At 62.1% G+C, this 18,685-nt stretch carries 13 protein-coding genes and 1 pseudogene; 3 read left to right on the top strand and 11 right to left on the bottom strand.

Translation table 11 applies throughout. From position 1 onward, the window contains the following. Window positions 1-10: 10 nt before the first annotated feature. From nuoH to ACF8EA_RS17300, 10 genes are all read right to left on the bottom strand, one after another. Window positions 11-1,018, bottom strand: a complete 1,008-nt coding sequence (gene nuoH, locus ACF8EA_RS17255) for an NADH-quinone oxidoreductase subunit NuoH (protein ID WP_003251440.1) — start codon at window positions 1,016-1,018, stop codon at window positions 11-13. Continuing rightward, window positions 1,015-3,729, bottom strand: coding sequence for an NADH-quinone oxidoreductase subunit NuoG (gene nuoG, locus ACF8EA_RS17260; RefSeq protein ID WP_392522733.1), 2,715 nt, complete (start codon window positions 3,727-3,729; stop codon window positions 1,015-1,017). The genes nuoH and nuoG overlap by 4 nt, the downstream gene beginning before the upstream one ends. A 132-nt stretch (window positions 3,730-3,861) precedes the next feature. Then, window positions 3,862-5,223 (bottom strand): NADH-quinone oxidoreductase subunit NuoF, encoded by a 1,362-nt coding sequence (gene nuoF / locus ACF8EA_RS17265; RefSeq protein ID WP_021783222.1) that lies wholly within the window; start codon window positions 5,221-5,223, stop codon window positions 3,862-3,864. Continuing rightward, window positions 5,220-5,717 (bottom strand): NADH-quinone oxidoreductase subunit NuoE, encoded by a 498-nt coding sequence (gene nuoE / locus ACF8EA_RS17270; RefSeq protein ID WP_003251433.1) that lies wholly within the window; start codon window positions 5,715-5,717, stop codon window positions 5,220-5,222. The genes nuoF and nuoE overlap by 4 nt, the downstream gene beginning before the upstream one ends. 2 nt (window positions 5,718-5,719) lie before the next feature. After that, window positions 5,720-7,501, bottom strand: a complete 1,782-nt coding sequence (nuoC, locus tag ACF8EA_RS17275) for an NADH-quinone oxidoreductase subunit C/D (protein ID WP_021783221.1) — start codon at window positions 7,499-7,501, stop codon at window positions 5,720-5,722. 79 nt (window positions 7,502-7,580) lie between these two features. Further along, window positions 7,581-8,258 (bottom strand): NADH-quinone oxidoreductase subunit B family protein, encoded by a 678-nt coding sequence (locus tag ACF8EA_RS17280; protein ID WP_003251429.1) that lies wholly within the window; start codon window positions 8,256-8,258, stop codon window positions 7,581-7,583. A gap of 9 nt (window positions 8,259-8,267) precedes the next feature. Continuing rightward, window positions 8,268-8,681: an NADH-quinone oxidoreductase subunit A gene (locus ACF8EA_RS17285; protein WP_021783220.1), complete on the bottom strand. Its 414-nt coding sequence runs from the start codon at window positions 8,679-8,681 to the stop codon at window positions 8,268-8,270. A 383-nt stretch (window positions 8,682-9,064) separates the two neighbouring features. Beyond that, window positions 9,065-9,727, bottom strand: a complete 663-nt coding sequence (locus tag ACF8EA_RS17290) for a lysoplasmalogenase (protein ID WP_392522735.1) — start codon at window positions 9,725-9,727, stop codon at window positions 9,065-9,067. 700 nt (window positions 9,728-10,427) lie between these two features. Next, window positions 10,428-11,753 (bottom strand): isocitrate lyase, encoded by a 1,326-nt coding sequence (gene aceA, locus ACF8EA_RS17295; protein ID WP_014861668.1) that lies wholly within the window; start codon window positions 11,751-11,753, stop codon window positions 10,428-10,430. A gap of 489 nt (window positions 11,754-12,242) precedes the next feature. Beyond that, window positions 12,243-13,007 (bottom strand): secretin N-terminal domain-containing protein, encoded by a 765-nt coding sequence (locus tag ACF8EA_RS17300; RefSeq protein ID WP_172402879.1) that lies wholly within the window; start codon window positions 13,005-13,007, stop codon window positions 12,243-12,245. 125 nt (window positions 13,008-13,132) lie between these two features. Between ACF8EA_RS17300 and ACF8EA_RS17305 the strand changes: the two genes are divergently transcribed. The 3 genes and pseudogenes from ACF8EA_RS17305 to ACF8EA_RS17315 all read left to right on the top strand — a co-directional run bounded on the left by ACF8EA_RS17305 (window position 13,133) and on the right by ACF8EA_RS17315 (window position 16,447). Next, a complete protein-coding gene (locus tag ACF8EA_RS17305) occupies window positions 13,133-14,308 on the top strand; it encodes a hypothetical protein (RefSeq protein ID WP_021783218.1) in 1,176 nt (391 codons plus the stop codon). 146 nt (window positions 14,309-14,454) lie between these two features. Next, window positions 14,455-14,922 (top strand): annotated as a pseudogene (locus tag ACF8EA_RS17310) (S8 family serine peptidase); the annotation flags it as partial. An 82-nt stretch (window positions 14,923-15,004) separates the two neighbouring features. Then, complete coding sequence (locus tag ACF8EA_RS17315) at window positions 15,005-16,447, top strand: SulP family inorganic anion transporter (protein WP_021783216.1); 1,443 nt, start codon at window positions 15,005-15,007, stop codon at window positions 16,445-16,447. A gap of 69 nt (window positions 16,448-16,516) precedes the next feature. On the opposite strand, the gene fusA is transcribed toward ACF8EA_RS17315, so the two are convergent. After that, entirely contained in the window at window positions 16,517-18,628 is a 2,112-nt protein-coding gene (gene fusA / locus ACF8EA_RS17320; RefSeq protein WP_392522737.1) for an elongation factor G, read from the bottom strand. Between the last annotated feature and the right edge of the window lie 57 nt (window positions 18,629-18,685).

The following is an 18,685-nucleotide window of genomic DNA, read 5'->3' on the forward strand; positions in this document are numbered from 1 at the left end:
GGTCAAATCCTCACTGGGCCGCGACGGCTGGCGTGTTGTAGAGCACGATCGCAGCGGTCACCAGCAAATTGATCAGGGTCAGCGGCAGGCAGAACTTCCAGCTGAAGTCCATCACCTGGTCATAGCGTGGGCGCGGGATCGAGGCGCGCAGCAGGATGAACAGCATGATGAAGAACGCGGTCTTCAGGGCGAACCACAGGAACGACAGTTGCGGCAGGATGCCGAACGGGCCGTGCCAGCCACCGAAGAACAGGGTTACCAGCAGCGCCGAGATGAGGATGATGCCGATGTACTCACCGACGAAGAACATGCCCCACTTCATGCCGGCATACTCGATGTGGTAGCCGTCGGCCAGTTCCTGTTCTGCTTCCGGCTGGTCGAACGGGTGACGGTGAGTCACGGCGACGCCAGCGATGAAGAAGGTGCAGAAGCCGAAGAACTGCGGAATGATGAACCACAGGTTCTGCGCCTGGTACTCAACGATGTCGCGCATGTTGAACGAGCCCACCTGCACCACCACGCCCATCAGCGCCAGGCCCAGGAACACTTCGTACGACACGGTCTGTGCCGAAGCACGCAAGCTGCCCAGCAAGGCGTACTTGTTGTTCGACGACCAGCCGGCGAACAGCACCGCGTAGACCGACAGGCCGGCCATGGCGAAGAAGAACAGCAGGCCGATGTTCAGGTCGGCAACGCCCCAGGTCGGGGTGATCGGGATGACCACGAAGGCGATCAGCAGGGCGCTCATGGCCACTACCGGTGCCAGGGTGAAGATCACGCGGTCGACGAAGGGCGGGTTCCAGTCTTCCTTGAAGAACATCTTCAGCATGTCGGCAGCGATCTGGAACATGCCGAACGGGCCGACGCGGTTCGGACCGTAGCGGTCCTGCCACCAGCCCAGCAGGCGGCGCTCGACGAAGCTGAGCAGCGCACCGCAGACCACCACCGCCAGCAGGACCACGATGGCCCGCAGCACGGTGAGGATCACATCGATCACTTCGGGGGTGAACCAGCTCATTGTGCTGCCTCCTGCAGACCTTCGACGGATGCACCGAAGATGGCAGGCGGAATGCCAGCCAGGCCTTTCGGCAACGCGACCAGGCCTGCGCCCAGCTCTTCATTGATACGCAGCGGCAGGCGCAGGGCCACACCGGCGACGTTCAGGCTCAGCAGGGCACCCTCGTTGACGCCCAGGCGGTCGGCTTCGGACTTGGCCAGGGCCACGTAGGCAGCCGGGATGCGTTCTTGAACCGGAGCGGCGCGCGAGGAGCTTTCTTCGCTGCCGAACAGGTGGAAGAACGGCACGGCAGTCCAGGTGCCACGGGCCGGGTTGAAGGCACCCGGAATAGCGTTGAACCAGTTCAGGCGGTCGCCTTGCGATTCGATCAGGCGCACGCCCGGGTCACCGGCACGCAGGTGGCCACCGACCTCGTCCTGGAACTTGTTCCAGGCTTGCGGTGAGTTCCAGCCCGGCGACCAGGCGAACGGCACCTGCTGGCGCGGTTCGGCCGAACCCGAGTAGCCTTCCATGGAGAAGGCGAACGCGGTGTCCTTGTCTTGCGGGGTGCGTGGCTCGTGCACGCTGATGTTGGCGCGCATCGCAGTGCGGCCGGAGTAGCGCAGCGGCTCACGGGCCAGCTTCATGCCCTTGATGCGGAACGCGGCGCTTGGCGCGGCGTTGACGATGCCGGCCAGTTGCGGGGCGGCTTCGGCGCAGGCGCTGGTGACGTGGTCCAGCTGGGTCCAGTCGACCGGCTTGTTCAGCAGGGTGGCACGCAGGGCGTGCATCCAGCGCCAGCCTTCGTGGATCTGGATGCTGCTGTCGAGGTACTGCGGGTCGAACACCTGGAAGAAGCGCTGGGCACGGCCTTCCTGGCTGACCAGGGTACCGTCACCCTCGGCGAACGAGGCGGCCGGCAGCACCAGGTGGGCGCGGTCGACGGTGGCAGTTTTGGAGTGGTCGGCAACGATCACCACCTTGGCTGCAGCCAGGGCTGCATCGACCTTGGCGGCCGGTACGCGGGCGTACAGGTCGTTTTCCAGCACTACGATGGCATCGGCCTTGCCGCTGATGACCGCGTCCAGCGCGGCATCAACCGACTCGCCACCGAGCATGGCCAGGCCAAGGCTGTTGGCCTCAGGTACCACCAGGCTCAGCGAGCCGTTTTTCTCGCGCAGCTTCAGGGCCTTGGCGATGTTAGCGGCGGCTTCGATCAGCGCTGGATCGGCCAGCGACGTACCGGCAACGACCAGTGGGCGCTTGGCGGCGACCAGGGCGTCGGCGATGCGCTGGGCCAGGGCCTTGGCTTCGGCGTCCAGGCCTTCGACGGCAGGGGCGCTCGGGTCGATGGCGTGGGCCACGGCGAAACCGATGCGGGCCAGGTCGGCCGGCGCAGCGTGTACGCATTCTTCGGCGACGTCGTCCAGCTTGGTTTCAGCCAGGGACGCGATGAACAGTGGGTACAGCGCGTGCTGGCCAATGTTCTTCACGGCAGCGTCGAGCCAAGGCTGCACTTTCATCGCTTCGGCCATGGCCTCGGCCTTGCCTTTGGTGGCCTGGCGTACGGCCAGGGCAACGCGGGCAGCGGTCTGGGTCAGGTCTTCACCGAGCACGAACACGGCGTCGTGGTCTTCGATGTCGCGCAGGGTCGGTACTGGCAGCGGGCTGTTGTTCAGCACGTTCAGTGCCAGGCGTACGCGGGCCAGTTCGCCAGCTTCCATGCCCGAGTAGAAATACTCGGCGCCGACCAGCTCACGCAGGCCGTAGTTGCTTTCGAGGCTGGCGCGTGGCGAGCCGATACCGACGATGGTACGGCCGCGCAGCAGGTCGGCGGCCTTGTCCAGGGCGGCGTCTAGGCCCAGCTTGGTGCCGTCGGCCAGTTGTGGCTGGCGCGGGCGGTCCTTGCGGTTGACGTAGCCGTAGCCGAAGCGGCCGCGGTCGCACAGGAAGTACTGGTTGACCGAACCGTTGAAGCGGTTTTCGATACGGCGCAGTTCGCCGTAGCGCTCACCCGGGCTGATGTTGCAGCCACTGGAGCAGCCATGGCAGATGCTTGGGGCGAACTGCATGTCCCACTTGCGGTTGTAGCGCTCGGAGTGGGTCTTGTCGGTGAATACGCCGGTCGGGCAGACCTCGGTCAGGTTGCCGGAGAACTCGCTTTCCAGCACGCCGTCTTCGACGCGGCCGAAGTACACGTTGTCGTGGGCGCCGTAGACGCCCAGGTCGGTACCACCGGCGTAGTCCTTGTAGTAGCGCACGCAGCGGTAGCAGGCGATGCAGCGGTTCATCTCATGGGCGATGAACGGGCCGAGGTCCTGGTTCTGGTGGGTACGCTTGGTGAAACGGTAGCGGCGCTCGTTGTGGCCGGTCATTACCGTCATGTCCTGCAGGTGGCAGTGACCGCCTTCCTCGCACACCGGGCAGTCGTGCGGGTGGTTGGTCATCAGCCACTCGACGACGCTGGCGCGGAACGCCTTCGACTCTTCATCGTCGATGGAGATCCAGGTGCCGTCGGAAGCAGGGGTCATGCAGGACATGACGATACGACCACGGGTGTCGTTCTCGTCGGTGTACTGCTTGACTGCGCACTGCCGGCAGGCACCAACGCTACCAAGCGCCGGGTGCCAGCAGAAATAAGGGATGTCGAGGCCGAGCGACAGACATGCCTGTAACAGGTTGTCTGCACCGTTGACTTCGAGCGCTTTGCCGTCTACGTGGATAGTGGCCATTGTTCAAAGTTCTTCGTTGGCCCGCGTGAGCGGGCGTGGCTAATGGAAATCGGTGAGCTTGCGACACGCCTCGATTGCTCGGGCCTGCCGGTAAGCTGGCGAGTGGCACGGACCACCCGCCTAATCATCTTGTTATGCGCCGACCACGATCGGCTTCGCCAGGTCCGGGCGCAGGGTTGCAGCGCTTTCTGGCGCCACACCGGCCTCGAACTCCGAGCGGAAGTATTTGATGGCACTGCCCAGCGGCTCGACGGCACCCGGTGCGTGAGCACAGAAGGTACGGCCTGGGCCGAGGAAGTTGACCAGCCCCAGCAGCGTCTCGATGTCTTCGGCGCGGCCCTGGCCTTTTTCCAGTGCGCGCAGCATCTTCACGCTCCACGGCAGGCCGTCACGGCATGGGGTACACCAGCCGCACGATTCGCGGGCGAAGAACTCTTCCATGTTGCGCAGCAGCGACACCATGTTGATGCTGTCGTCGACCGCCATGGCCAGGCCAGTACCCATACGGGTGCCGACCTTGGCGATGCCACCGGCGTACATTTGCGCGTCGAGGTGCTCGGGCAGCAGGAAGCCGGTACCGGCGCCGCCTGGCTGCCAGCACTTGAGCTTGAAGCCATCGCGCATTCCACCGGCGTAGTCTTCGAACAGTTCGCGCGCGGTAACGCCGAATGGCAGCTCCCACAGGCCTGGGTTCTTCACCTTGCCGGAGAAGCCCATCAGCTTGGTGCCATGGTCTTCGCTGCCTTCGCGGGCCAGCGACTTGTACCAGTCGTTGCCGTTGGCGACGATGGCCGGGACGTTGCACAGGGTTTCGACGTTGTTCACGCAGGTCGGCTTGCCCCACACGCCAACGGCGGCAGGGAAGGGCGGCTTGGAGCGCGGGTTGGCGCGGCGGCCTTCCAGCGAGTTGATCAGCGCGGTTTCTTCACCGCAGATGTAGCGGCCGGCACCGGTGTGCACGAACAGCTCGAAATCGAAACCGCTGCCCAGGATGTTCTTGCCCAGCAGGCCGGCGGCCTTGGCTTCATCGATGGCGCGGTTGAGGTTCTTCGCTGCGGTGGTGTATTCGCCACGCAGGAAGATGTAGCCGCGGTAGGCCTTCAGAGCGCGGGCGCTGATCAGCATGCCCTCGACCAGCAGATGGGGCTGTTGCTCCATCAGCATGCGGTCCTTCCAGGTGTTCGGCTCCATTTCGTCCGCGTTGCACAGCAGGTAGCGGATGTTCATGGATTCGTCTTTGGGCATCAGGCCCCACTTCACGCCAGTTGGGAAGCCTGCACCGCCACGGCCCTTGAGGCCGGAGTCCTTGACGCTTTGCACGATATCGTCGGCGGACATCTGCGCCAGCGCCTTGCGGGCTGCGGCGTAGCCGTTCTTCGATTCGTACTCGGCCAGCCAGACCGGCTCGCCGTCGTCACGCAGGCGCCAGGTCAGCGGGTGGGTTTCGGCCGAGCGCGCGATGCGGTTGGCCGGGCCGAAGGAAGTAATGGTCATACGTAACCCTCCAGCAGTTTGGAAACGCCAGCCGGCTGCACATCGCCAAAGGTGTCATCGTCGATCATCAGGGCCGGTGCCTTGTCGCAGTTGCCCAGGCAGCACACGGGCAGCAGGGTGAAGCGACCGTCGGCGGTGGTCTGGCCGAGGCCGATGCCCAGCTCGCTCTGGATCTGGCTGACCACCGACTCATGGCCGCCGATGTAGCAGACCATGCTGTCGCACACGCGGATGATGTGGCGGCCGACCGGCTGGCGGAAAATCTGGCTGTAGAAGGTGGCGACACCCTCGACGTCGCTGGCCGGAATGCCCAGCACTTCGCCGATGGCGTGGATGGCGCCGTCCGGCACCCAGCCACGCTCCTTCTGGACGATCTTCAGGGCTTCGATGGACGCCGCGCGCGGGTCCTCGTAGTGATGCATTTCGTGCTCGATGGCCGAGCGCTCGGTTTCGCTCAGGGCGAAACGGTCTGTCTGGATAAGCGTGCTGTTCATGCTTAGCGGTCCACGTCAGCCATAACGAAGTCGATACTGCCCAGGTACGCAATGAGGTCGGCGACCATGCTGCCTTTGATCACCGATGGGATCTGCTGCAGGTGCGGGTAGCTCGGGGTACGGATCCGGGTGCGGTAGCTCATGGTGCCGCCATCGCTCGTCAGGTAGTAACTGTTGATGCCCTTGGTCGCCTCGATCATCTGGAACGACTCGTTGGCCGGCATGACCGGGCCCCACGAGACTTGCAGGAAGTGCGTGATCAGGGTTTCGATGTGCTGCAGGGTGCGCTCTTTCGGCGGCGGCGTGGTCAGCGGGTGATCCGCCTTGTACGGGCCTTCCGGCATGTTGCGCAGGCACTGATCGATGATGCGGATACTCTGACGCATCTCCTCGACACGGACCATGCAGCGATCGTAGGCATCGCCGTTGTGGGCCAGCGGGACTTCGAATTCGAAGTTTTCGTAGCCGGAGTAAGGGCGGGCTTTACGCAGGTCGAAGTTGCAACCGGTGGCGCGCAGGCCGGCACCGGTGGTGCCCCATTCCAGCGCTTCCTTGGTGTTGTACGCGGCAACGCCGATGGTACGGCCCTTGAGGATGCTGTTTTGCAGGGCGGCCTTGGTGTATTCGTCGAGGCGCTTGGGCAGCCACTCGACAAAGTCCTTGACCAGCTTGTCCCAGCCACGTGGCAGGTCGTGGGCGACGCCACCGATGCGGTACCAGGCCGGGTGCAGGCGGAAACCGGTGATCGCTTCGATCACGGTGTAGGCGCGCTGGCGGTCGGTGAAGGTGAAGAACACCGGAGTCATGGCGCCGACGTCCTGGATGTAGGTGCCCAGGAACAGCAGGTGGCTGGTGATGCGGAAGAACTCGGCCAGCATGATGCGAATCACGTCGACCTTCTGCGGCACCTGGATGCCGGCCAGCTTCTCGACCGCAAGCACGTACGGCAGGTTGTTCATCACCCCGCCGAGGTAATCGATACGGTCGGTATAGGGGATGAAGCTGTGCCAGGACTGGCGCTCGGCCATTTTCTCGGCGCCACGGTGGTGGTAGCCGATGTCCGGTACGCAGTCGACGATCTCTTCACCGTCCAGCTGCAGGACGATACGGAACGCACCGTGCGCCGAAGGGTGGTTGGGGCCGAGGTTGAGGAACATGTAGTCCTCGTTGGCGCCCTGACGCTTCATGCCCCAGGCTTCCGGGTTGAAACGTGCCGATTCCTCTTCAAGCTGCTGCTTGGCCAGGGTCAGGCTGTAGGGGTCGAACTCGGTCGCACGGGCAGGGTAGTCCTTGCGCAGCGGGTGACCTTCCCAGGTCGGCGGCATCATGATGCGGCTGAGGTGCGGGTGACCGGCAAAGTCGATGCCGAACATGTCCCAGACTTCGCGCTCGTACCAGTTGGCGTTCGGCCAGATGCCCGTCACGGTCGGCAGGTTCAGGTCGCCTTCGCTGAGCGACACCTTGATCATCACGTCGCTGTTACGCTCGATCGACAACAGGTGGTAGAACACGCTGAAATCGGCGGCTGGCAGGCCACGGCGCTGGGTGCGCAGGCGCTCGTCGACGCCATGCAGGTCGTACAGCATGCTGTAGGGCTTGGCGACGCCGCGCAGGAAGCTGAGCACCTCTTTGAGCTGGGCGCGTTTTACCCACAACACGGGCATGCCGGTGCGGGTTTCCTGGGCGACGAATGCTTCGGCGCCAAAACGGTTGTTCAGTTCGACGACCACATCCTGGTCGTCAGCCTTGTAGGGCGGAATAAAAATAGCGTTGTCCGCTGTCATGGTCTCGGTCGCTTTGGGTCAACGTTAAGAATGAAGCCAGGCCGCCGGCTCCTTCGGGAGCGGGCGGCAGGTCGCTGGATCAGACTTCGTCGGGGCTGCGCAGGTTGGTTACTGCAATGCGCTGCTCACGACGCAGGTCTTTCTGGGCTGGCATCTCGGCACGGTAAATACCTTGATCACCAACAACCCAGGAAAGCGGGCGTCGTTCTTGGCCGATCGACTCCTGCAGCAGCATCAAGCCTTGCAGGAAAGCCTCAGGGCGTGGCGGGCAGCCAGGCACATAGACGTCCACGGGGAGGAACTTGTCGACCCCCTGAACGACCGAGTAGATGTCGTACATACCACCGGAGTTGGCGCACGAACCCATGGAAATGACCCACTTCGGCTCGAGCATCTGCTCGTACAGGCGCTGGATGATCGGCGCCATCTTCACGAAGCAGGTACCGGCAATGACCATGAAGTCGGCCTGCCGCGGCGAGGCCCGGATGACTTCGGCGCCGAAGCGGGCGATGTCGTGGGGTGCCGTGAAGGCCGTGGTCATTTCCACGTAGCAGCAGGACAGGCCGAAGTTGTACGGCCAGAGGGAGTTTTTGCGACCCCAATTGACCGCGCCACGCAGCACATCTTCAAGTTTACCCATGAAGATGTTCTTGTGGACCTGGTCTTCTAGCAGTTGATCGGTGACGGTTTCCCGTTCACCGACCGGGTACTGCTCGTTGGGCGCATCCGGATCGATTCTGGTGAGATTGTATTGCATGCCAAAGCCTCATTGTTTCAGCTTCGCTTGCCGCTTGCGGCGACCTTCGGGAGCCCAATCAAGTGCCCCGACGCGCCATAGGTAGACAAGACCTGCCAACAGAATTGCTATGAAAACGAGTGCTTCGACGAATCCGGTCCAGCCGCTTTCGCGGACGGACACAGACCATGCAAAGAGAAAGAGGGCTTCGATATCGAAGATCACGAACAGCATCGCGACCAGATAGAATTTGGCGGACAGGCGCAGGCGGGCGCTGCCGACGGGCAGCATGCCGGATTCGAAGGGTTCGTTCTTGGCGCGGCCCCAGGCCTTGCTACCGAGCAGGCTGGACAGGCCGAGCATGAAGGCGCACAGGCCGACGACACCCAGGAGGAAGATGGCAAAGCCCCAGTTGTGGGCGATGAGTCCTGTCGAATCGGACATGCTAGAGATCCTTATACAGAGACCCAGCTCTGCAGTCTGAAATAAGTGTAGAGCGGCGACTTGGCGTCGCACATGCAGTGACCAAATGTCGCAGCCGAATCAATCCCGCTGATTTTATGGGTAAACCTGGTGCAAGTAAAATTTCTGTCGCAAATTTATTCGTAGGATTAAGTACAAAAATCGTTCGTAACTGGCTGAGAGCCTTGAGATTCGGGCATTACGTGCGGTTTTGTTAATTATGTTTCTTGCGGCGGGTAACGAATTGTAAGGCCAGTAATGATAATTAATATCATTTGAGCTGCGGCCTTCGAATTTGGCTGTTCTGCGCCTTGTAAAGTTCATCTGGCGATTCCCCCTACTTGTAATTGCAAAAAACGCTTGTTCTAGCAGCTTTCGCTACTGCGCGCACCGCTCTGGGTCAATACTTTATCGGTTGAGCGATGACCGACTGATGAAGCGATGGCCCATTGGCCGAGCCAGTAGGCGAGGATGATCAGGTACGGTGCGGCGGCGAACGGGCTGACGAAGCGGTCGATACCGATCAGGCTGTCGGAGAATACGAACAAGCCGGCACCCAGCGCGGCCGGGGCGTTGCAGGCCAGGGCACGCCAGAGCATCGCACTGATGGCCAAGGTGTACAGCGTGACCGGGATCAGCAGCGGGCCGAGGCCATGGCTGGTCAGCACGCCTAGCAGTGTGATGCCAGCGATGGCGCTGAATGCCAGCGCAGGCAAGGCAGGGCGCAGGGTAATGCCGCAATAGGCGCGCAGGTAGGCCAGGTGGGCGCAGAGGAAGGCGACCAGGCCAAACACGAACAGGTCCGCAGGGATGGCCAGCAGGATGTCGCCGAGTACCGAGAAGCCCAGGCCGATCGAGATCCACGTGCGATAAGGCGAGACCGGGGTGTTGCGCAGCCAGGCAATCAAGGCCAGCACCGGGATGGGTTTGGCCATGAGGGCGAGCAGGGTGTTGTCGCTGGCCAGTGCATATATATAGAGGGCAGCGGCGGCCAGGGCGAAAATCATCAGGTGGCTTGGACGAGGCATGGGCGGTCCTTGCTGCTGGGCTGCCCCAAGCATAGACCTGATCTGGGGTTTTGCCGGTGATGCCTTGGGTTGTGTTAGGGCTGCCGTGGGCTTGGCGAAAGGAATGCGGGGGGCTGTGAGATCGAGCGCCGCCCGCGCGGCGCATCGCGAGCTGCGCTCGCTCCTACGTTTGTTTCGGGCCAGTCATGCCTGTGGGCGCGCGCGCGACCGCCTTTTTGGTACGGCGCGATACTACGCCATGCGCCAAGGCGTACGCGCGCAAATCCCTCAGGATTAATTGGCCCGAAACAAACGTAGGAGCGAGCGCAGCTCGCGATGCGCCGCGCGGGCGGCGCTCGATCTGCGTATCACCACAAAATTCAAACCGATCATTGCGCCGCCCTGACGTAATCGCGCTTAAATCACCTGTTTGCCTCGATGCATGAGCCGGAGGCGCTACGGGCATGGCTTGATCGGCATTGATTCCGGTGCGGATACTCGCTGAACCTCGGCCTTTGCACCAAGGCTAGAGCGATGCATCGCCTGGGTGGGCCTCTTCGCGGGTAAACCCGCTCCTACAGGCGACTGCGCAAGCTATTCAAAACCTGAGCAAGGCAGTTGCTCCTACAGGTTCTGTGCATTTCCGGTCGGGCCGGTGCAGACAAAAAACAAAGGCCCAGGGCTTCACAGCCCCGGGCCTTTGTTCAACCGCAAGCCACTATCAGTGGAACTGCTCTTCCTCGGTCGAACCGGTCAGTGCAGTCACCGACGAAGCGCCACCCTGGATCACGGTGGTCATGTCGTCAAAGTAGCCGGTGCCCACTTCCTGCTGGTGCGCGACGAAGGTGTAGCCCTTGCTGGCGTCAGCGAATTCCTGCTCCTGCAGCTTCACGTAGGCGGTCATGTCGTTGCGGGCGTAGTCGTGCGCCAGGTTGAACATGCCGTGCCACATGTTGTGGATGCCGGCCAGGGTGATGAACTGATGCTTGTAGCCCATGGCCGACAGTTCGCGCTGGAACTTGGCGATGGTGGCGTCGTCCAGGTTTTTCTTCCAGTTGAAGGAAGGCGAGCAGTTGTAGGACAGGATCTGGTCCGGGTACTCCTTCTTGATCGCCTCGGCGAAGCGGCGGGCTTCGTCCAGGTCCGGCTTGGCGGTTTCACACCAGATCAGGTCGGCGTACGGGGCGTAGGCCAGGCCGCGGGCAATGGCCTGATCGAGGCCGGCGCGGACCTTGTAGAAGCCTTCACGGGTGCGCTCGCCAACCACGAACGGCTGGTCGTACGGGTCGCAGTCGCTGGTCAGCAGGTCGGCGGCGTTGGCATCGGTACGGGCCAGGATGATGGTCGGTACGCCCGACACGTCAGCGGCCAGGCGAGCAGCCACCAGCTTCTGTACGGCTTCCTGGGTGGGTACCAGTACCTTGCCACCCATGTGGCCGCATTTTTTTACCGAGGCCAGCTGGTCTTCGAAGTGCACGCCGGCGGCGCCTGCTTCGATCATGTTCTTCATCAGCTCGTAGGCGTTCAGCACGCCACCGAAACCGGCTTCGGCGTCAGCCACGATTGGCGCGAAGTAGTCGATGTAGCCTTCGTCGCCCGGGTTCTTGCCGGCTTTCCACTGGATCTGGTCGGCGCGGCGGAACGCGTTGTTGATGCGCTTGACCACGGTCGGTACCGAGTCGACCGGGTACAGCGACTGGTCAGGGTACATCGATTCGGCCGAGTTGTTGTCGGCGGCAACCTGCCAGCCGGACAGGTAGATGGCCTGGATGCCGGCCTTGACCTGTTGTACAGCCTGGCCGCCAGTCAGGGCGCCCATGCAGTTGACGAAATCTTTGTCGGGGCGGAAGGACGGGTGAGCACCTTCGGTAACCAGCTTCCACAGTTTTTCTGCACCCTGACGGGCAAAGGTGTGCTCAGGTTGCACGGAGCCACGCAGGCGAACGACATCGGCGGCGGTGTAGGTACGGGTCACGCCTTTCCAGCGCGGGTTCTCGGCCCAGTCTTTCTCGAGGGCTGCAATTTGCTGTTCGCGTGTCAGTGCCATGGAAATAAACCTCGTCGCATCGATCTTGGGTTAATTGTGCTGATGCTCTGGGCAGATCAGGTGCCTGGCGGCTGTCCTGTTCGCAGGTTGCGGCGGCGAACGCGAAGGCTCGAAGGGGAAGGTTGGGCAGGCCAGGCGAGGGTGTGCTCCGGCAGGTCGGCTCGTGGTTGCCTTGCTGCGGTGCTACGCGATTGCCAGTACTGCGGTGATGCGCTTCCGTCCCTCGGGACAACTTCTTCGTTGCAGTCGCAATCCCGTCGAACCGCCTTGTGGGCCGTATAGACACGAGGCGCCTCCAAGGGTGGAAGGAGCGCGCCCCGAAGGCCCTTGCCAGGGCCCCTGATTAGCGGGAGCGAGGCCATCATGCCCTTGGGAAAAAGACCCTGTCAAATGTTTTGTAGTGCTTTTTTGTGGTTACTACATCTTTGGTCTAATGCGACTTGGCAGTCAGTTTGAAGGCCTTTGGTCGAAGCCTTGAATTGTCTGAGATCAGTCAACAAGGTCGACTTTGACACGCAATGTCATGTTTTCACCCCGTTGGGTGCTGTACGTATGGCTTGACGCGCTGCGGTCGGCTTGGCTCTGCTGATTGAACCCCGCGAGGGTGATCCACTCGCCGAGCTTGCCAGTGACGGTCGTGTCGGTACTTTGTACTTTCACTACATCTGCACGTTCCTGGCTGATGCGGTCATTATTGCTGCTTATTTGCAGACGAACCGTTTCGCCGCTCAGGCTGGGGGTCACGTAGAAGCCTTGGGTCACGTTGCGGTATTCGGTGTTGCTTTGAATGCGCCCATAGCCGTCTGTGCTGGTGCTGGTAATGGGGATGCTCTGGCCCACCTGGATCAGTGCCGGTTGCCCTTCGCTGGCTTGTACCTGCTGCATGCCGCCGTCGCGGTTGCTGGTGCCGTAGTGAATGACGCGTGCGTTGCCGCGGTTGTCCTGGAAGTTGCTGTCATTGTTGTCGACGCTGATCAGCAGGCGTTTGGGCGCGGTATCCAGCTGTTGCAGCAGGGCGCGCAGGTCGTCGATGCGCTCGGGGCTGGCGTTGACGATCAGTTTGTTCTCGAAGGCGCTGACCGTGCCGTCCTTGCCGATGAATGCCTGCAGGGCGGGCAGCAATTCGGCGCTGCTACGATGCTGAAGTGGCACCACCTCGGTGGCAGCATGGGCACTGAGGCTGGCGGCCAGCAACAGGGAGGCGAAAAGGGGGCGTAGCGGCATGTCCATGATCTCCGCAGGTGAAACCAACATGATGGCAAACTTGCTGACTTTTTGCCGGATCTGGATCACGCTGGCACTGTTGCAGAGGGTCGTTTTATCCTGATTTATCTTGTAGGCTATAAATTATAGTAGGCAAGATAATTGAGGTTAATTGAATGTCTCCCGTTCGCCCGCTCCTGCGCCGTAATCAGTTGGCCAACGCACTGGCCCAAGACTTGGCCGGCGAGTCTTTGGTCGATTACAGCTCGGGCATGTTCCTGGCCGCGCCCCGGCGTACGGGCAAGAGCACCTTCCTCAACAACGACTTCATACCAGAATGCATACAGCGCGGCTGGCTACCGGTTTATGTCGACCTGTGGTCGGATCGCGACGCCGCCCCTGCGCAGCTCATCAGTGGCGCCATCGGTACTGCGCTGGCCAGATTCGAAGGTGCGCTGGCCAGGACTGCGAAAAAGGCCGGTATCGACAAGATCAACCTGCTGCGCACCCTGAGCTGGGATTTCACCCGCCCGCAACTGCCTGCGGGTACTACCCTGGCCCAGGCGCTTGCCGTGTTGCATCAAGTGTCAGGGCAGCTGGTAGTGCTGATCATCGACGAGGCTCAGCACGCCCTTAACAGCGAAGATGGCCTCAATGCGATGTTCGCGCTGAAAGCCGCGCGTGACCACCTTAACCGTGGCGACCGTCCGGACGGCTTGCGCCTGGTGTTCACGGGCTCTAGTCGCGACAAGCTGGCCAACCTGGTACTCAAGAGCAAGCAGCCATTCTTTGGTGCCAGCATCACGCCCTTTCCGTTGCTGGGGCGTGAATATGTCGAATTCATCACCGCCTTGTGGAACCGTCGTCTGGCCGACAGTAACCAGTTCAAGGTAGAGGACCTGGCATACGCGTTCGAATTGGTCGGCCGGCGCCCGGAAATGCTCAACAAACTGTTGGCCGAAGTTAGCGTCGGCCTGGGTGAGGCGGGCAACCTGGGTGAACTGCTGCGCAATGGGGCGCTGAATCATCAAGCCGGGGTGTGGAGTGACTACGAAAGTGCTTGGAACGAACTTACGCCGTTGCAGCAGGCAGTGCTGGAGGTCATGGCCGAGCGCACGCTGGGCCGGCAGCCGTTTTCCCCGTTTACCGAGCAAACCCTGGTTGAGGTCAGCCGCAAGCTGGAGCAGGCCCAGGCGGTAGCCAACGTCAACACGGCAAACGTACAGAAGGCCCTTGATGCCCTGCGCGACAAGGAGCTGGTATGGAAGGCCAATCGTGGCGAGTACGCGTTGGAGGATACTTCCATGGCCGAATGGCTCGCCCGCGACCAGGCAGTTGCCAGCCACAGGTGAACCTTTGAGGTGCCCCGTAAGTCGCACTCACAGGGAGCGCGTGGGGTGATTGCATGAAGGGTGTCCTGATCTTGCTGTTATGGCTTTGCAGTCTTGGTGCACAGGCTGCAGCGGACACGCTGCGCATCAAGCAGCTGCAGCGTTGCGGTGAGCGGGTGTTGAACTGGAGCTGGGGCATTCACCGGGTCGGGGTACGCAATGTGAAGGGCGATGAGGTCGATTCGCTGGTGCGCTCCGGGCTGGCGATGAGCGGCTACGCAAGCGCCACAGTTCCAACATCGACATGCGCGTGGATGTCAGTGCTGCTGCCTGCATACGCCCAGTGTCAGCCGAGGCTGCGCATTGCGGCACGTCGTACGCAACACCCTTGGTGACTGCCACTGTGGCGACGATGCTGTCGATCAACCCGGCACTTACCCCGGAACAGGTGCGCATGCTGTTGCGGCGCAGTGCCTTGACCCTGAGCGTCGAACAGGATTTCGAAGCGATGGATGCCGAAGACCTGACGGCGCCGATCCGGCCGCCTGAACGACCCGGGTCTGGGCCGTTCGGCACGCCTGGACATGCAGCGTGCGCTGGACCTGGCCGTGCAGAGCCTGGAACGTGTACGTTGAGCGGTGGCCGCTGTCCGACAATTTCCGTAACATTCCGCCCCTCGTTTTTAAATCGTCCTCCGGACTTAACCACAGGAAGCCCATGAAGCCCGCCCGACTACGCGCCGACCTGCTCGCCGGCCTCACCACCTCGTTCGCCTTGGTCCCCGAGTGCATCGCCTTTGCCCTGGTGGCCCACCTCAACCCGCTGATGGGCCTGTATGGCGCGTTCATCATTTGTACCCTGACGGCGCTGTTCGGCGGGCGACCGGGGATGATCTCCGGCGCTGCTGGTTCGATGGCGGTGGTGATCGTCGCGCTGGTGGTGCAGCACGGTGCGCAGTACCTGCTGGCCACGGTGCTGCTGGGTGGCGTGGTAATGATCCTGTTTGGCGTGCTGCGCTTGGGCAAGCTGGTGCGCCTGGTGCCATACCCGGTCATGCTCGGCTTCGTAAACGGCCTGGCCATCGTCATCGCCATGGCCCAGCTGGAGCATTTCAAGGACGGCGAACACTGGCTCACCGGCACGCCGCTGTACCTGATGGTCGGCCTGGTGGCGCTGACCATGGCGGTGGTTTATGTGCTGCCGAAACTGACCCGCGCGGTGCCGCCGGCTCTGGTGGCGATCCTCGGTGTCGGCCTGTTGGTGTACTTGCTCGGGCTGCCGACCCGCACCCTGGGTGACATGGCGCACATCGCCGGTGGCCTGCCTGGGCTGGCGCTGCCGGATGTGCCCTGGAATCTGGAAACCCTGAAGATCATCGCCCCTTATGCGGTGCTGATGGCCATGGTCGGCCTGCTGGAAACCCTGCTCACCCTCAACCTGACCGATGAAATCACCGAGAGCCGTGGCTTCCCGGATCGCGAGTGTGTGGCACTGGGCGCTGCGAACATGGTGTCGGGCCTGTGCGGCGGCATGGGCGGCTGCGCGATGATCGGGCAGACGGTGATCAACCTCAGTTCCAATGGCCGGGGCCGGTTGTCGGGTGTAGTAGCCGGTGTGATGATTCTGCTGTTCGTGCTGTTCCTGTCGCCGCTGATCGAGCGTATTCCACTGGCGGCGCTGGTTGGTGTGATGTTCGTGGTGGCCCAGCAGACCTTTGCCTGGGCGTCGTTGCGGGTGTTGCACAAGGTGCCGGTGAATGATGTGCTGGCGATCATTGCGGTGACCGTGGTCACGGTGTTCACTGACCTGGCCATGGCGGTGCTGTTCGGTATCATCATCGCGGCGCTCAACTTTGCCTGGCAGCATGCGCGCGAGCTGTATGCCGACACCCATGAGGACGCGGGGGGCGGCAAGCGTTATCAGTTACATGGCACGCTGTTCTTCGCCTCGACCACCTCGTTCCTCAACCAGTTCGACACGGCCGGGGACCCGGCCCAGGTCACGCTGGATTGCCAGCATTTGAGCTTTGTCGATTATTCGGCGGTTGCGGCGCTGAAAACCCTGCGCGAGCGCTATGCCAAGGCGGGCAAGCATTTGCGCGTGGTGCATTTGTCGGATCGGTGCAAGAAGCTGTTGAAGCGGGCTGGCGAGCAGCACTGAGCTTGATTGTGGCCTGTACCGGCCTCTTCGCGGGCGTGCCCGTGAAGAGGCCGGCACAGGCGATTGCATTCATTCCCCGCGGCTCTTCTTGACGATGCCGTCGGCAATGCTCGCCGGCGCCTCGGCATAGCGGGTGAACTCCATCGAGAAGCTTGCCCGGCCCTGGGTCATCGAGCGCATCGAGGTGGCGTAGCCGAACATTTCGCCCAGCGGAACTTCGGCACGGATCACCTTGCCAGCCGGCGTTTCATCACCGTCCTGGATCATGCCGCGACGTCGGCTCAAGTCGCCGAGGATGTCGCCCTGGTACTCCTCCGGCGTCACCACCTCAACCTTCATCACCGGCTCCAGCAACACTGCGCCACCTTTCTGCGACAACTGCTTGGTGGCCATTGATGCGGCGATCTTGTAGGCCATCTCGTTGGAGTCGACATCGTGGTACGAGCCGTCGAACACGGCGGCCTTGAGGTTGATCAGTGGGTAGCCGGCAAGCACGCCGTTCTTCATTTGCTCCTCGATACCCTTCTGGATGGCCGGGATGTACTCGCGCGGTACCACGCCGCCGACAATCTCGTTGATGAACTCCAGGCCTTCTTTGCCTTCATCGCCGGGAGCAAAACGGATCCAGCAATGGCCATACTGGCCGCGGCCGCCGGATTGGCGAACGAAGCGGCCCTCGATCTCGCAGGTGTTGCGGATTTTCTCGCGGTAGGCCACCTGCGGCTTACCGATGTTGGCCTCGACGTTGAACTCGCGGCGCATGCGGTCGACGATGATGTCCAGGTGCAGCTCGCCCATGCCCGAGATGATGGTCTGGCCGGTCTCTTCATCGGTACGCACGCGGAATGAGGGGTCTTCCTGGGCCAGCTTGCCCAGCGCGATCCCCATTTTTTCCTGGTCGGCCTTGGTTTTCGGCTCTACTGCTACGGAAATCACCGGGTCGGGGAAGTCCATGCGTTCGAGAATGATCGGCTTGTCCATGTCGCACAGGGTATCGCCGGTGGTCACGTCCTTCATGCCGATCAGTGCGGCGATATCGCCGGCGCACACGTCCTTGATTTCAGCGCGTTGGTTGGCGTGCATTTGCACCATGCGGCCAATGCGCTCTTTTTTGCCCTTGACCGAGTTGAGCACCGCGTTGCCTGAGCTGAGCACGCCGGAATAAACACGGGCGAAGGTGAGGGTGCCGACGAAGGGGTCGGTGGCGATCTTGAAGGCCAGCGCCGAGAACGGTTCATTGTCGTCGGCGTGGCGTTCCAGGTGCTTTTCTTCGTCGTCGGGGGCGGTGCCCTTGATTGCCGGAATTTCCGACGGGGCGGGCAGGTAGTCGATCACCGCGTCGAGCATCAGCGGCACGCCCTTGTTCTTGAACGATGAGCCGAGGATGGTGGGCACGATTTCGTTGGCAATGGTGCGCTGGCGCAACCCGGCCTTGATCTCTTCGATGCTCAGATCCTCGCCATCGAGAAACTTCATGGTCAGCTCGTCATTGGCCTCGGCCGCAGCTTCGATCATGTGCGCGCGCCATTTGTCGGCAAGCTCCTGCAGATCGGCGGGAATATCTTCTTCGCGGTAACTGGTGCCCTGGTCGGCATCGTTCCAGTAGATGGCCTTCATCTTCACCAGGTCGATCTGGCCCATGAAGTTTTCTTCGCTGCCGATGGCCAGCTGGATGGGGACCGGGTGGTGCCCCAGGCGCTGATCGATCTGCTTGACCACGCGCAGGAAGTCGGCCCCCTGGCGGTCCATCTTGTTGATGTAGGCCAGGCGCGGCACGTGATACTTGTTGGCCTGGCGCCAGACGGTCTCGGACTGCGGCTCGACGCCGTCAGCGCCGCTGAATACCACGACCGCGCCATCGAGCACGCGCAATGAGCGCTCCACCTCGATGGTGAAATCGACGTGGCCTGGGGTGTCGATGATGTTGAAACGGTACTTGTGGGCGAACTGCTTGGTCGAGCCTTGCCAGAACGCCGTGGTCGCCGCCGAAGTGATGGTGATGCCGCGTTCCTGCTCCTGGGCCATCCAGTCCATGGTCGCCGCGCCATCGTGCACTTCGCCCATCTTGTGGTTGACCCCGGTGTAGAACAGGATTCGCTCGGTGGTCGTGGTCTTGCCGGCATCCACGTGGGCGACGATGCCGATATTGCGGTACAGCTCGATGGGCGTTGTGCGGGCCATGGCGGACTACCTGTGGGTGGGCGGATTCCACCAAGTTAGCAGACCGGTGGAATCCTG

The sequence above is a fragment of the Pseudomonas sp. YQ_5 genome (genome assembly GCF_043103305.1).
GTDB lineage: Bacteria > Pseudomonadota > Gammaproteobacteria > Pseudomonadales > Pseudomonadaceae > Aquipseudomonas > Aquipseudomonas putida_Y.

Coding starts and splice junctions, on each gene's coding strand:
- nuoH (WP_003251440.1), bottom strand. CDS start 1,018: ATGAGCTGGTTCACCCCCGAAGTGATCGATGTGATCCTCACCGTGCTG.
- nuoG (WP_392522733.1), bottom strand. CDS start 3,729: ATGGCCACTATCCACGTAGACGGCAAAGCGCTCGAAGTCAACGGTGCA.
- nuoF (WP_021783222.1), bottom strand. CDS start 5,223: ATGACCATTACTTCCTTCGGCCCGGCCAACCGCATCGCGCGCTCGGCC.
- nuoE (WP_003251433.1), bottom strand. CDS start 5,717: ATGAACAGCACGCTTATCCAGACAGACCGTTTCGCCCTGAGCGAAACC.
- nuoC (WP_021783221.1), bottom strand. CDS start 7,501: ATGACAGCGGACAACGCTATTTTTATTCCGCCCTACAAGGCTGACGAC.
- ACF8EA_RS17280 (WP_003251429.1), bottom strand. CDS start 8,258: ATGCAATACAATCTCACCAGAATCGATCCGGATGCGCCCAACGAGCAG.
- ACF8EA_RS17285 (WP_021783220.1), bottom strand. CDS start 8,681: ATGTCCGATTCGACAGGACTCATCGCCCACAACTGGGGCTTTGCCATC.
- ACF8EA_RS17290 (WP_392522735.1), bottom strand. CDS start 9,727: ATGCCTCGTCCAAGCCACCTGATGATTTTCGCCCTGGCCGCCGCTGCC.
- aceA (WP_014861668.1), bottom strand. CDS start 11,753: ATGGCACTGACACGCGAACAGCAAATTGCAGCCCTCGAGAAAGACTGG.
- ACF8EA_RS17300 (WP_172402879.1), bottom strand. CDS start 13,007: ATGTTGGTTTCACCTGCGGAGATCATGGACATGCCGCTACGCCCCCTT.
- ACF8EA_RS17305 (WP_021783218.1), top strand. CDS start 13,133: ATGTCTCCCGTTCGCCCGCTCCTGCGCCGTAATCAGTTGGCCAACGCA.
- ACF8EA_RS17315 (WP_021783216.1), top strand. CDS start 15,005: ATGAAGCCCGCCCGACTACGCGCCGACCTGCTCGCCGGCCTCACCACC.
- fusA (WP_392522737.1), bottom strand. CDS start 18,628: ATGGCCCGCACAACGCCCATCGAGCTGTACCGCAATATCGGCATCGTC.